General features: G+C 68.9%; 13 protein-coding genes and 3 pseudogenes. 5 read left to right on the top strand and 11 right to left on the bottom strand.

The window, feature by feature from the left end:
• Positions 1–123: 123 nt before the first annotated feature.
• Positions 124–363 (bottom strand): chaplin, encoded by a 240-nt coding sequence (locus ACH4YL_RS26270; RefSeq protein WP_398509894.1) that lies wholly within the window; start codon positions 361–363, stop codon positions 124–126.
• A gap of 231 nt (positions 364–594) precedes the next feature.
• On the opposite strand from ACH4YL_RS26270, the pseudogene ACH4YL_RS26275 reads away from it, so the two are divergent.
• Positions 595–1,003, top strand: a pseudogene (locus ACH4YL_RS26275) (rodlin).
• Between the two features lie 70 nt (positions 1,004–1,073).
• Here ACH4YL_RS26275 and ACH4YL_RS26280 read toward each other — a convergent pair.
• The gene (locus ACH4YL_RS26280) at positions 1,074–1,715 is read right to left on the bottom strand and encodes a vitamin K epoxide reductase family protein (RefSeq protein ID WP_398509895.1); all 642 of its coding nucleotides are present in this window, start codon (positions 1,713–1,715) and stop codon (positions 1,074–1,076) included.
• Between the two features lie 419 nt (positions 1,716–2,134).
• Here ACH4YL_RS26280 and ACH4YL_RS26285 point away from each other — a divergent pair.
• From ACH4YL_RS26285 to ACH4YL_RS26295, 3 genes and pseudogenes are all read left to right on the top strand, one after another.
• Positions 2,135–2,543, top strand: a pseudogene (locus tag ACH4YL_RS26285) (rodlin).
• A 306-nt stretch (positions 2,544–2,849) separates the two neighbouring features.
• Positions 2,850–3,086, top strand: coding sequence for a chaplin (locus ACH4YL_RS26290; RefSeq protein ID WP_398510009.1), 237 nt, complete (start codon positions 2,850–2,852; stop codon positions 3,084–3,086).
• Between the two features lie 232 nt (positions 3,087–3,318).
• Positions 3,319–3,972: a DUF4360 domain-containing protein gene (locus tag ACH4YL_RS26295; protein WP_398509896.1), complete on the top strand. Its 654-nt coding sequence runs from the start codon at positions 3,319–3,321 to the stop codon at positions 3,970–3,972.
• A 68-nt stretch (positions 3,973–4,040) separates the two neighbouring features.
• Here the strand turns inward: ACH4YL_RS26295 and ACH4YL_RS26300 are convergent, their stop codons facing one another.
• The 3 genes from ACH4YL_RS26300 to ACH4YL_RS26310 form a co-directional block, all read right to left on the bottom strand.
• Positions 4,041–4,307 carry a chorismate mutase gene (locus ACH4YL_RS26300; RefSeq protein ID WP_398509897.1) on the bottom strand — a complete coding sequence of 89 codons (267 nt, stop codon included), beginning with the start codon at positions 4,305–4,307 and terminating at the stop codon, positions 4,041–4,043.
• Entirely contained in the window at positions 4,308–4,544 is a 237-nt protein-coding gene (locus ACH4YL_RS26305; protein WP_398509898.1) for a hypothetical protein, read from the bottom strand.
• A gap of 95 nt (positions 4,545–4,639) precedes the next feature.
• Positions 4,640–4,969: a hypothetical protein gene (locus ACH4YL_RS26310; RefSeq protein WP_398509899.1), complete on the bottom strand. Its 330-nt coding sequence runs from the start codon at positions 4,967–4,969 to the stop codon at positions 4,640–4,642.
• A 152-nt stretch (positions 4,970–5,121) separates the two neighbouring features.
• Between ACH4YL_RS26310 and ACH4YL_RS26315 the strand changes: the two genes are divergently transcribed.
• Positions 5,122–6,138: a helix-turn-helix domain-containing protein gene (locus ACH4YL_RS26315; protein WP_398509900.1), complete on the top strand. Its 1,017-nt coding sequence runs from the start codon at positions 5,122–5,124 to the stop codon at positions 6,136–6,138.
• A 50-nt stretch (positions 6,139–6,188) separates the two neighbouring features.
• Here ACH4YL_RS26315 and ACH4YL_RS26320 read toward each other — a convergent pair.
• The 6 genes and pseudogenes from ACH4YL_RS26320 to ACH4YL_RS26345 all read right to left on the bottom strand — a co-directional run.
• Positions 6,189–7,136 (bottom strand): annotated as a pseudogene (locus ACH4YL_RS26320) (hydroxyacid dehydrogenase); the annotation flags it as partial.
• A complete protein-coding gene (locus ACH4YL_RS26325) occupies positions 7,133–7,873 on the bottom strand; it encodes a 4'-phosphopantetheinyl transferase family protein (protein ID WP_398509901.1) in 741 nt (246 codons plus the stop codon). The pseudogene ACH4YL_RS26320 and the gene ACH4YL_RS26325, both read right to left, overlap by 4 nt.
• Complete coding sequence (fabG, locus tag ACH4YL_RS26330; RefSeq protein WP_398509902.1) at positions 7,870–8,604, bottom strand: 3-oxoacyl-[acyl-carrier-protein] reductase; 735 nt, start codon at positions 8,602–8,604, stop codon at positions 7,870–7,872. Before fabG ends, ACH4YL_RS26325 begins: the two co-directional genes overlap by 4 nt.
• Positions 8,601–9,656 (bottom strand): beta-ketoacyl synthase N-terminal-like domain-containing protein, encoded by a 1,056-nt coding sequence (locus ACH4YL_RS26335; RefSeq protein WP_398509903.1) that lies wholly within the window; start codon positions 9,654–9,656, stop codon positions 8,601–8,603. Before ACH4YL_RS26335 ends, fabG begins: the two co-directional genes overlap by 4 nt.
• Positions 9,653–10,936 (bottom strand): beta-ketoacyl-[acyl-carrier-protein] synthase family protein, encoded by a 1,284-nt coding sequence (locus ACH4YL_RS26340; protein ID WP_398509904.1) that lies wholly within the window; start codon positions 10,934–10,936, stop codon positions 9,653–9,655. The genes ACH4YL_RS26335 and ACH4YL_RS26340 overlap by 4 nt, the downstream gene beginning before the upstream one ends.
• On the bottom strand, positions 10,933–11,190 hold the full coding sequence (locus ACH4YL_RS26345; protein ID WP_398509905.1) for an acyl carrier protein: 258 nt from the start codon (positions 11,188–11,190) through the stop codon (positions 10,933–10,935). Before ACH4YL_RS26345 ends, ACH4YL_RS26340 begins: the two co-directional genes overlap by 4 nt.
• Positions 11,191–11,231: the final 41 nt, after the last annotated feature.

Raw genomic sequence — 11,231 nt, forward strand, 5'->3', positions numbered from 1 at the left:
TCGACGCAAAGGCCCGCACAAAGGCCCCTACAAAGGCCCACTCGGGCGCAACGCAAAGACACAACGCAAGGACGGCGCCACCGGATTCCGGTGGCGCCGTCCTTGTGTGGCGTTGCGCGAACGTCAGTCGTTGATGCAGACGTTGCCGAAGGTCGGGTTCAGCAGCGCGATGATGTTGACCGTGTTGCCGCAGATGTTGATGGGAACGTGCACGGGAACCTGGATCAGGTTGCCGGAGAGTACGCCCGGCGAGTGAGCCGCAACGCCCTCGGCTTCGGCGTCGGCGAACGCGGTTCCGGCGGCGGCACCAGCGGCGAGACCAGCGGTGGCGAGCACCACGGCGGCCCTCTTGACAGTCTTCATGGATTTAGCACCTTCTGTTCGATGTTCTGCCCGGTGTTAAGGGCTCACAGATCGAAACGGATGACACATGGAGATGACACGGGCGACGGCACGAGCGACCCCTGTTCGGCCCAATAAGCCTAAGAACTCCTCATCGGCGGCCATTGGGGTGAAGCGGCAGAACCTACCTTCGTGACGGCTGGCTGTCAGGGCGCTCCGGCAGCGGGCATCCACGCGACAGAAGGACGGAACATGCTCAAGAAGGTTATGGCGACTGCGGCAGTCACCCTGTCTGTGGCGGGGGCGGGCGCGGCGATGGCCCCGCAGGCCATGGCCATCGGCAACGAGTCGGACACGACCACGTTCAACGGCAACGGCGCGCCGCAGGCCCGGCAACTCCGCCACCCACGGCGACTGGAGCCCGCAGATCGACCTCGTCCAGGGCTCGCTGAACAAGCCGTGTGTCGGCCTGCCGGCCAAGCTCAACGCCGGCGGCCTCGCCGGTCTCGGGGCGCTCGCGGTCCAGGACGTCAACGTCCTCTCGTCCCCGCAGAACCAGCAGTGTGTCGAGAACTCGACGCAGGCCAAGGGCGACGAGCCGCTGTCGCACATACTCAGCAACATCCCGGTGCTGTCGGGCAACGGCACCGCCAACAACTGAGTCTCGCGGCCTCACACGTAAACCCCGGCACCTCGGTGCCGGGGTTTACCTACGCGGGCCTTCGGGTCCGTCAGCTGGTCCAGAAGTCCCACCAGCGGGTCAGGATCAGCATGCCGATGATCCCGATCCAGAGCACCGGCGGCAGCCAGTGGAACTCCAGCAGCACCTTGCGCAGCCCTTCAGGCACCTTGATGATCCGGTGCTTGATGTTGTGCAGCGTGACGTAGCAGAACATCACGATCGTGGCGACCCAGGCCAGCGAGCACCACAGGCACAGCGCGTTGATCTCGTACAGCGACTGGTACTGCAGCCACGTACAGAACCCCACCCCGAACAGGCACCCCGCGTTCAGGCCCAGCCAGTACCACCGCCGGTAACGCGCACCCGCCAGCAGCGCCACACCGATCGCGATCACCATCGAGTACGCGACCAGACCCAGCATCGGATTCGGGAACCCGAACGCCTCCGCCTGCTCGCTCTTCATGATGTTGCCGCAGGAGACCACCGGGTTGAGACTGCAGCCCGGCGTGAACGACGGATCCTCCAGCAGCTTGAACTTGTCGATCGTGATGACCCACGAAGCCAGCAGCCCCGCCGCACCCGTGATGATCAGCAGCCAGGACAGCGCGCGATCGGCGCCGATTTCGCCGTGGCCCGCACGGTGCCTTCTTCCCGGTTCGACGGACACAGCTCCGGTCGCCGTGATTGTCATATTTGATTTCACCGCTTCGATTGCGTTCTGGACCCGCCCATTGTGCACCGATGAAAATTGCACGGGTCTCGCCGAATTCATTCGGCATTCGGGTGAAGGCGGAGCCGCACGGCGGGCGTCCGATGGTTGAATGGCCGAGCAGGCCGCGCATGGACCAGCTCCGGTTGCAAGCCTCCAGCCGGCGGCGCATTGCGTCGTGGGGCAGTCGTGCTTTCTGTTGGCATGGCGCATCCGGTTGCGCGCGCGGCGATCTGCCCGCAGTGGCGGAGGGCCCTTGTACAGGGCCCTCCGCCGGGAATTCCGTACGGCGCGCCTGCGGCGCACTGCGGCATTCGAATGAAGGCGCGCAACCAACCCGGTCGAGGGCAGTTGATCAGTCTGCTCCACGATCGATCGTTCATAGCAAATAGGCAAGCTCTGTGATCAATAAGATTCTGGCTACCGCCGCGGTCACCGCGTCGATGGTGGGAGCCGGCGCCGCGATGGCCCCGCAGGCCATGGCCATCGGCAACGACGAGGGCACGACGACGATCAATGGCAACGGCGCGCCGCAGGCCCGGCAACTCCGCCACCCACGGCGACTGGAGCCCGCAGATCGACCTCGTCCAGGGCTCGCTGAACAAGCCGTGTGTCGGCCTGCCGGCCAAGCTCAACGCCGGCGGCCTCGCCGGTCTCGGGGCGCTCGCGGTCCAGGACGTCAACGTCCTCTCGTCCCCGCAGAACCAGCAGTGTGTCGAGAACTCGACGCAGGCCAAGGGCGACGAGCCGCTGTCGCACATACTCAGCAACATCCCGGTGCTGTCGGGCAACGGCACCGCCAACCGCTAGGTCGTGTCCGCCCCTGAACGCCGAGCGTTCGGGGGCGCATTCATTCAGGGCGTCAAATGTTCCAGAGAATTTGAAGAAACGTCAGAAAGATAGAGGGAGCGTTATCGCAAAAGAAACTCGCTGCCGAGTTCGATAAACCACCGTGCTGCATACGAGTGACATCTCGAACGGACGGCCATATCGAGGTTTCTTTGCGGGAACCCCATCGTTACTAGGTTTGCAGGGGTGCTCATGAACAGGGAACTGGCAGCGCAGCGCGCGACGGTCGCGCCTGCGTACGGCACCGCTGCTGAAAGGATCAACGACATGAAGCGCATGAAGGCTGCAGCCGTCGTAGCGGGCGTCATCATGGCTCTCGGTGGCGCCGCTGCCCCCGCCATGGCCGACGCGGAGGCCGAGGGCGCGGCTATCGGGTCGCCGGGCATCCTGTCCGGCAACGTCATTCAGGTCCCCATTCACATTCCCATCAACGTCTGCGGCAACTCGATCAACATCATCGCCGCGCTGAACCCGACCGGCGGCAACGTCTGCATCAACCACTGACATTCAGTCAAAAGCAGGCCCCGAGGAGCACTTGAGTGCCCCTCGGGGCCTCTTTTTGCTGGTGCCGGGGGTGGCCGATAACGACCCTAGCCAGCCCCCGCGTTGGTATCTACCATTCCACTCGATCCGGCTCTTCGAGAAACGACCTGAAATACTTGAAGAGTTGACATGTCCATGGCCAGTCATGGCTGTCTTCCGGCTGAACCCCTCACATTTCCCCGATGGGAGAATCATGTCCCGTGCACTTTTAGCGGGCGGAGCGACCGCTGCTGTTCTCGCTTCGCTGCTGGCCACGCAGAACGCTTCCGCCTCCATCGTGGCGCCCCCGGACAAAATCGTGATTGAGGTCGCGACGGTCAACGGTTCAGGATGTCGACCAGGGTCCGCCGCCGTGGCGGTGTCCCCGGACAACACCGCGTTCACCGTGACGTACAGCGAGTACCTCGCCAAGGTCGGCGTCGGCGCACAGCCGACCGACTTCCGGAAGAACTGCCAGCTCAACCTGATCGTGCACGTGCCACACGGCTTCACCTACGCCGTGGCCAGCGCCGACTACCGCGGCTTCGCCAGCCTGCAGTCCGGCGCCACCGCCACCCAGAAGGCGTCGTACTACTTCCAGGGCTCACCGGACACCGCGTCCAGAACCCACCCCTTCAGCGGCCCGCTCGACGACAACTGGCAGGCCACTGACGAGACCGACTGGGGCCAGCTGGTCTGGGCGCCGTGCGGAGTGAAGCGCAACTTCAACATCAACACCGAGATCCGGGTCAACGCCGGCACCTCGGACCCGAAGAAGACCACCAGCTTCATGACGATGGACTCGACGGACGGCGCCATCAACACCATCTACCGACTCGCATGGAAGGAATGCCCCGAGCCGAAGTGACCCAGCACGACGCCCCGGCCACCGTGTTCGGTGGCCGGGGCGCTGGGTGTGTGGTGCGGCGCCGGCGATCAGCCCTCGGCCGCGGGTGAGACTCCCCGGCAGATCTCCAGGAGCGCCAGCGAGATCGCGGTGCCCTGGCGGCCGAAGTCGTCCGCGTAACCCTTGATGACCTGCATCTCGCGGCCGGTGTCGGTACGCGATCCGCCTTCCGTCATCCGGGCCCGCTGGACCGCGTGCGAGAGTTCGCGCCGGCGCTCGAACAGGGCGCGGATCTGCGCGTCGAGCTGGTCGATGCCGGAGCGAAGTTCGGTCACCGACTCCTGTTGCGTGAACATCTAGTCCCCCCAGGTGTTGCCGTTGACGGTGAGCTGGATCGGCTCGCCGAGGTTGAGCGGCGACACCGAGATGTCCGCGAGGATGCCGAGCACCGAAACCGTGGCCCCGGTCGACTGGCCGGATGTGGTCTCGGCGGCGGCCGCCGGTGCCAGGCCCAGCAAGGCCGCTAACGCGATGGCAACCGCTGCCGCGGGCCTGGCGATGAACTGGCCACGACGTTGAGCGATGTTCCCCATGGTTCTTTCTCCCCCTGGTACTTCTTGGCTGTGCAGATCGGGCGTTCCGTCCCGACAGCCATGAGTCTTGCCTCTCACACCCCGTCCCGTCTGCATCACCGACTGTCAGGCTCCTGTGATGGCAACTCCCTGTCACCCGGCACCAGTCCGAGCTGCTCCATGGCCAGTGGCAGCGGAACGGCGGGTTCCCACGCGACCCCGTCCGCGCCCAGCGCACGGGCGACGAGCCGGGCCGCCGCGCGCTGCGTACCGACCGCGTCGGAGTGGCCCAGAAAGAGCACGAGTTGAGCCCCGCCGTCGTCCGCCGGGCGGACATGAAGATGTTCGAGGCGGTCTTCGGAGGTGACGACCCGACGGATCCGGTCGTCCAAAGCGTCCCCGCCGGTCAGCGCACCAGCCGGCACTCTGGCCGTCACCAGGAACATGAGGGGGCCTCCGAGAAACACGCTCGAATCGAACCGCTGACCGATGAGTAACGTTGCTGTTGATCCTCTTTGGCTGAGATAGTTGCTTTCGTCGCTGCGTGTGACCGCGCGGTTGACATGGGAGTTCTCCGGGGGGCGGACGTTTGGACCAGTTGGGTCTGGATTCAGATGCTGAATCCGTATATCGCGTACTTCTCAAGACACCCAGGGCAGGCGTGGCCGAGATCGCCGAGGCGCTCGGCTGGCCGCCGTCCAGGGTGACGGACACACTCAATGAGCTTGCAGGGCTCGCGCTTGTACGGAGGTCCTCGGAAGAACCGGACAAAATGCGGCTGGTCAACCCGGAGTTCGGGCTGGCGAGTCTGCTGCACCGGCAGGAGCAGGAGCTGGCCGCGCGGCAGCAGGCCATGGCGGAGACCCGGCTGACCATCACGCGGATGCTCACCGAGTACGACGAGAGCCCGTCCGCCACGACCACCGAGGTGCGCCGGTACACCGGCCTGGACGCCATCAACTCGCAGATCGAGCGGCTGTCGCACGGCGCGGAGAACGAGATAGAGGTGTTCGCGCCACGTGGCGCGCAGACCCAGGCCGCGCTGGACGCGGCCCGCCCGCTCGACGGCAACGCGCTGGGCCGCGGCGTCCGGCTGCGCTACGTCTACCTCGACTCGATACGCAACGACCCGGCGACCCTCGGCTACGCACGCTGGCTGCAGGAGAGCGGCGGCGAAGTGCGTACGATTCCCCAGCTGCCGCTGCGGATGATCATCTACGACCGCCGTACGGCCATCGTCCCGATCGACCCCGAGGCGGCGGCCAAGGGCATTCTCGTGCTGGACGGCACCGGCGTGATCACCGCGCTGGACTCGCTGTTCCAGCAGACCTGGGAGCAGGCGCAGCCGATCGGCGGCCCGCGACCGCAGGAGCCGGAAGGGCTCACACCGCAGGAACAGGCCGTACTCGACCTGCTGCTGGAGGGTCACACCGACGAGGTGGTGGCCCGCAAGCTGGGCGTGTCGGTGCGTACGGGCCGGCGTGTCACCGCGGAGCTGATGGCACGCCTGGGCGCCCGCAGCCGGTTCCAGGCCGGAGCGCTCGCGATGGGCCGAGGCTGGCTCGGACCGGCGGGCTCGGGCGCGGAAAGGCGTGCGGGCGCCGACGAGGGGTGAGGTCACCGGCTGACCGCGAGGGCCTGGCCGGAGGCGTTGACGACGTCGGGCACGTTGACGGCATCGGGGACGGGTGCGCCGGCCAGCGCGAGGAGCACGGATTCGGCGGCCTGGGTGCCGGCGCGCTCCTGCGCCTCGGGCGTACTGGCGCCGAGGTGCGGGGTCACCACCACGTTGGGCAGTTCGAACAGCGGAGAGTCGGTGCAGGGCTCGCTCTCGTAGACGTCGAGCGCGGCACCGGCGATCCGGCCCTCCTTGAGCGCCGCGTACAGCTCGTTCTCGTCGACGATGCCGCCGCGGGCGGCATTGACGACGCGCACGTCCGTGCGTACGCGCTGGAGCGCGTCGAAGCCGATCAGGCCGGTCGTCTCCGGAGTGCGCGGCAGATGCACCGTCAGGAACTGTGCGCGGGCGAGCAGTTCGTCCAGAGGGACGAGCCGTACGCCGAGCTCTTGTGCGTGCTCCTCGTCGGCATACGGGTCGTACGCGACGATCTCCATGTCGAAGGCGGCCATCCGGCGTGCCACCAGCGAGCCGATGCGGCCGAGCCCGAGCACCCCGAGCGTCTTTCCGGCCAACTCCACACCGGTGTACGCCTTGCGCGCCCAGCGGCCCGCCTTGAGTGCGGCGTCCGCCTGCGGGACATGACGGGCGACGGCGAGGAGCAGCGCGACGGCGTGCTCGGCGGCGCTGACGACATTGGAGGCGGGTGCGTTGACGACGATGACACCGGCCGCGGTGGCGGCGGGCACATCGACGTTGTCCAGGCCGACGCCCGCGCGGGCGACCACCTTCAGGCGCGGGGCGGCGGCCAGCGCCTCGGCGTCGACGGTGGTGGCGGAGCGCACGAGCACGGCGTCGGCGTCGGCGAGAGCCGCGAGCAGCGCCGGGCGGTCGGTGCCGTCGACGTGGCGCACCTCGACCGTGCCGTCGCGGCCGAGTACCGATACGGCGGACGGACTGAGTGCGTCGGCGATGACGGCGATCCTGGGGCTCATGAAGCCGGTTCCCTTTCGGTGGTGTGGAGACGCAGGTGTGAACTTCCGTCGTGGCTGGACAGCCGCAGCGGCGCGCCGACCGCGGCCAGCGCACCGCGGTGACCTGGGCCCGCGTCCAGGTCGTACAGCCGCAGCGGCAGTGCGGGGCGGGTGGGGCCGTCCCAGGACAGCAGCCGCGGCGGGGCGTCCGGCGCGGTCACCTTGAGCAGGTCGGGCGCGACGGCGAGACCGTCGCCGGTGGACTTGAGCAGGGCCTCCTTGCGGGTCCAGTAGCGGGTGAAGCCGACAGGCCGCGCGGGTGGCGGGAGCGCGGCGAGTACGGCGCGCTCCTGCGGGGCGAGGACGCGGGCGGCGACATCGTCCGAGTACGGGGAGATCTCCTCGACGTCGACGCCGACGGGCGTGGAGTGGGCAATGGCGACGACGACGAGACCGCCGGAGTGGGAGAGGGACAGATGGAGTGGCTCGGGAGGCTGGGGTTTGCCGTGCGGGCCGCCGCAGTGTTTGCACACGACGGTCATCTCCAGCTCGGCGGTGCCGAGCCCGAGTTGGGCCGCGACGACGGTGCGCGCGAGGGCGTGGGCGGTGAGGTAGAGAGCCCGGGCGGCGGGGTTGCGCAGGGCGGCGAGCCGGGTGCGGTTGTGGGAGGAGAGGTGGCGGACGAGGTCGGGGTGGGCGTCGGCGGATGAGGCCCACCAGAGCTGGCACTGGCCGGGTGCAAGAGGCGCGGGGGTCATAGGCCGCCGTCCACGGGGAGGACCGCCGACGTGATGTAGCTCGACCTGGGCGACGCCAGGAACGCGACCGCGTCCGCCACTTCCGAGGGCAGGCCCGGGCGGCCCAGAGCTGTGCGTTCGGTGACCTGGTCCTTCACCGATTCGTCGAGCGAGGACGACATGTCCGTGTCGATCAGCCCTGGGGCGACCGCGTTGACGCGGATGCCGCGGCGGCCGACCTCCTTGGCGAGGGAGCGGGAGAAGGCGATGATCCCGGCCTTGGATGCCGCGTAGTTCGTCTGGCCCGCGTTGCCCTGCACGCCGGAGACCGACGAGACCGTGACGATGCTGCCCGCGCGGCGCTTGAGCATGGGGAAGACGACCGCCCGGCAGACGTGGTAGACGCCGTCGAGGTTGGTGTCGACGACCTCGTGCCATTCGGTGTCGGACATCATCAGCAGCGGCTTGTCGCGGGTGATGCCGGCGGAGGTGACGGCGACCGCGATCGGGCCGAAGTCCTTTTCCGTACGGCTGACCCAGGCGCGTACCGCCTCCGCGTCGGTGACGTCGACGCGTGCGGCCAGCGAGCGCGCGCCCGCCTCGGCGAGTTCCTTCTCGACCACCGCGGCGGCCTGTTCGTCGCCGCGGTAGCAGAACGAGATGTCGTGGCCGTCCTCGGCGAGCCGCAGGGCCACCGCTCGTCCGATGCCGCGGGAGCCGCCGCTGATCAGAGCGACGGGACGGGTGCTCATGCCGCACCTGCCAGGAGTTTGACGACCGCGCAGCCCACCGGGCCGTCCGGGTCGGTGGCCGTGATGAGCGCCGTACGGCCCGCGCCGTCGGGCGCGGCGAGGAGCGCGGCGAGCTGGAAGGCGCCGGTGGCCGCGGCGGTGTCGCCGAGGAGGTCCGGGGCCTGGACCCGGTCGCGTACGGAAGTCTCGAACAGGGCTTGGAGCACCTGCTGTTCCTGCTCGCCGGCCGACCCGGGCGCACCGCCCGGGACCACCGCCCAGATCTCGTCGGGGCGCACGCCCGCCGCCCTCAGAGCGGCGTGCACCGTCGCGGACAGCGCGTCCGCGAAGTCGCCGGTCAGCGCGATGCGATGGTGCACGGAGAGGACTTCGGCCAGCGGTTGTGCCGGCGCCGCGTCGGCGGGCTCCAGCAGGACCATCGCGCAGCCTTCGCCGAGGACGCGCTCGGTTCCGTACGCACGGTGTTCCAGTTGCGCGCGGCCCGCGGAGTACTCCTCCACCGAGCCGCACAGCACCCGCTCGGCGCGGCCGTCGGCGAGCAGCCGCCGGGCGTGCGCGAGTGCGATCAGCCCGGAGAGCCGGCCGGCCGCGACCGTGGAGTTCGGGCCCTTGAGGTGGTGGCGGATCGCGCTCGCCGAAGCGGCCCTGTTCATGGCCATGTTGGGGACCTTCGACGGCGGTACGTCGATGGGCCGTTCGCCTTCGAAGGAGGCCTTGGTGAACTCCAGGAAGCCCTGGACTCCGCCGGCCGCCGTGCCCAGGACGAGCCCGGTGCCGAGGCCGCCTTCGTCGTCGCCGAGCAGTTCCCGTACCGCCACGGCCGCAAGGCCCGTCATCCGGTCCATGCCGCGCGTGCCGACCCGGCCGAGCGCCTCGCGGACGTCGAAGCCGGGTACGAGACGGGCGGTGGCGGAAGGGTCGGACAGCCATTCCTCCGGCGCGGCGGACGGCTCGGGCGCGCTGCGCGAGCGCAGTCCTTCGGCCAGGGCGTCACCGCCGATGCCGTACGGCGAAACGGCCGACCACGCGGTGATCAGCGCGGTGGTGCTCATCGGGCGTACTCCCCTCGGGGGTTCTCGTGACGTCGGGGGTTTTCGTGGCGTCGCGGGTTCTCGTGGCGGCCGAGCAGCACGACGGCGTTGTTGCCGCCGAACGCGAGGCCGTTGTTCTGCACGATCCGCACATCCGCCGCGACCGACTCGTTCGGCACCACGTCGACGGCGTCGGCGAAACCCGGGTCCGTCTCGCGGTGGTTCGCGGTCGGCGGGATGAAGCCGTGCCGGATCGCCAGCGCCGATGCGATGGCGCCGAGCGCGCTCGCCGCGCCCATGGTGTGGCCGATGAGGCCCTTGAGGCCGACGGTGCGCGGCGTGAAGTCGCCGAAGACCTGGCGGATCGCGGCGATCTCGGTGCCGTCGTTGGTCGGCGTGCCGGTGCCGTGCGCGGAGATCAGGTCGACCTCCTCCGGCTTGACGGAGGCGTTCTGGAGCGCGAGGCGGATGCAGCGCGCGACGCTGTCCTCCTCGGGTGCGGTGGGGTGCGCGGCGTCGCAGTTGAGGCCGTAGCCGAGCACTTCGGCGTAGATGTGCGCGCCGCGGGCGAGCGCCGACTCCTCGGTCTCGAGGAGCAGCAGGCCCGCGCCTTCGCCGGTGAGCAGGCCCTTGCGGTCGGCGTCGAACGGCCGGCACTCGTCGGGTGAGATCAGGCCGAGCCGGGAGAACCCCGCGAAAGTCTTGCGGTTCAGCGCGTCCGCGCCGCCGACCAGTGCCCATTCGGCCTCGCCGCCGCGCACCGCGTCGTAGCCGTTGCCGATGGCGTAGTTGCCGGCGGCGCAGGCGGTGGCGATGGTGCTGGTCTCGACGTCGGACAGGCCCAGTTCACGGGCGACGTTCAGCGCGAGGCTGTTGGTCGCGGTCCTGCGCAGCGACTGGCCGGTGAAGGCGCTGAGACCGATGGCGAGCGCGGACTCGGTGAGCAGGTCGAGTTCGCCGACCTCGCCGTCGGTGGTGCCGATGACGATGGTGCCGCGCTGTCCGCGCAGTTGCTCCTCGGTCAGTCCGGCGTCGTCGAGCGCCATACGGGCGGCCGCCGCGGAGAACTGCGAGGCCCGTCCGGTCTCTTCGGGCCGTACGGTACGGAGCCGGGCCGCCGGATCGAAGCCGTGCACCTCGTGGCCGCGGTTGCCCGGGAAGCCGGTGGTGTCGAAGACGCTGATCTCGGAGGTGCCGACCCGGCCGGAGCGCAGGGATTCGGTGAACTCCTCGACTCCGGTGCCGATGCTGGACAGGACCCCGCAGCCGGTCAGCACGACCCGGCGAGGCCCGGCGCTCACGGCTGCCGTCCTTCGGCTGTGGCCAGTACCTCGAGCACGGCGTCCAGGTGGACCAGCTTGATCAGGTCCTCCTGCGGGATGACCACGCCGAGTTCGGCCTCGATGCGGGACAGGATCTCGATCGCGCCGAGCGAGTCGGCGCCGTGGTCCTCGATGAACAGGCTGGTGCTGGTGAGCTCCTCGGCGTCGAGCTCGAGGACGTCGATGATGATGGCCCGGACGGCCGCCACGTCGGCAGGTGCGTTGACAGTCATGGGATGCCTCTCGAATGAGTCGGGATGAGGGGGTGGCGGTG

It is taken from the genome of Streptomyces sp. NPDC020681 (assembly GCF_044334895.1).
In the GTDB taxonomy this organism is placed as follows: domain Bacteria; phylum Actinomycetota; class Actinomycetes; order Streptomycetales; family Streptomycetaceae; genus Streptomyces.

Excerpts from the sequence above, each read along its gene's own strand:
- ACH4YL_RS26270 (WP_398509894.1), bottom strand. The coding sequence starts at position 363 with ATGAAGACTGTCAAGAGGGCCGCCGTGGTGCTCGCCACCGCTGGTCTC.
- ACH4YL_RS26305 (WP_398509898.1), bottom strand. The coding sequence starts at position 4,544 with ATGGGGAACATCGCTCAACGTCGTGGCCAGTTCATCGCCAGGCCCGCG.
- ACH4YL_RS26310 (WP_398509899.1), bottom strand. The coding sequence starts at position 4,969 with ATGTTCCTGGTGACGGCCAGAGTGCCGGCTGGTGCGCTGACCGGCGGG.
- ACH4YL_RS26280 (WP_398509895.1), bottom strand. The coding sequence starts at position 1,715 with ATGACAATCACGGCGACCGGAGCTGTGTCCGTCGAACCGGGAAGAAGG.
- ACH4YL_RS26345 (WP_398509905.1), bottom strand. The coding sequence starts at position 11,190 with ATGACTGTCAACGCACCTGCCGACGTGGCGGCCGTCCGGGCCATCATC.
- ACH4YL_RS26290 (WP_398510009.1), top strand. The coding sequence starts at position 2,850 with ATGAAGCGCATGAAGGCTGCAGCCGTCGTAGCGGGCGTCATCATGGCT.
- ACH4YL_RS26335 (WP_398509903.1), bottom strand. The coding sequence starts at position 9,656 with ATGAGCACCACCGCGCTGATCACCGCGTGGTCGGCCGTTTCGCCGTAC.
- ACH4YL_RS26325 (WP_398509901.1), bottom strand. The coding sequence starts at position 7,873 with ATGACCCCCGCGCCTCTTGCACCCGGCCAGTGCCAGCTCTGGTGGGCC.
- ACH4YL_RS26295 (WP_398509896.1), top strand. The coding sequence starts at position 3,319 with ATGTCCCGTGCACTTTTAGCGGGCGGAGCGACCGCTGCTGTTCTCGCT.
- ACH4YL_RS26300 (WP_398509897.1), bottom strand. The coding sequence starts at position 4,307 with ATGTTCACGCAACAGGAGTCGGTGACCGAACTTCGCTCCGGCATCGAC.
- fabG (WP_398509902.1), bottom strand. The coding sequence starts at position 8,604 with ATGAGCACCCGTCCCGTCGCTCTGATCAGCGGCGGCTCCCGCGGCATC.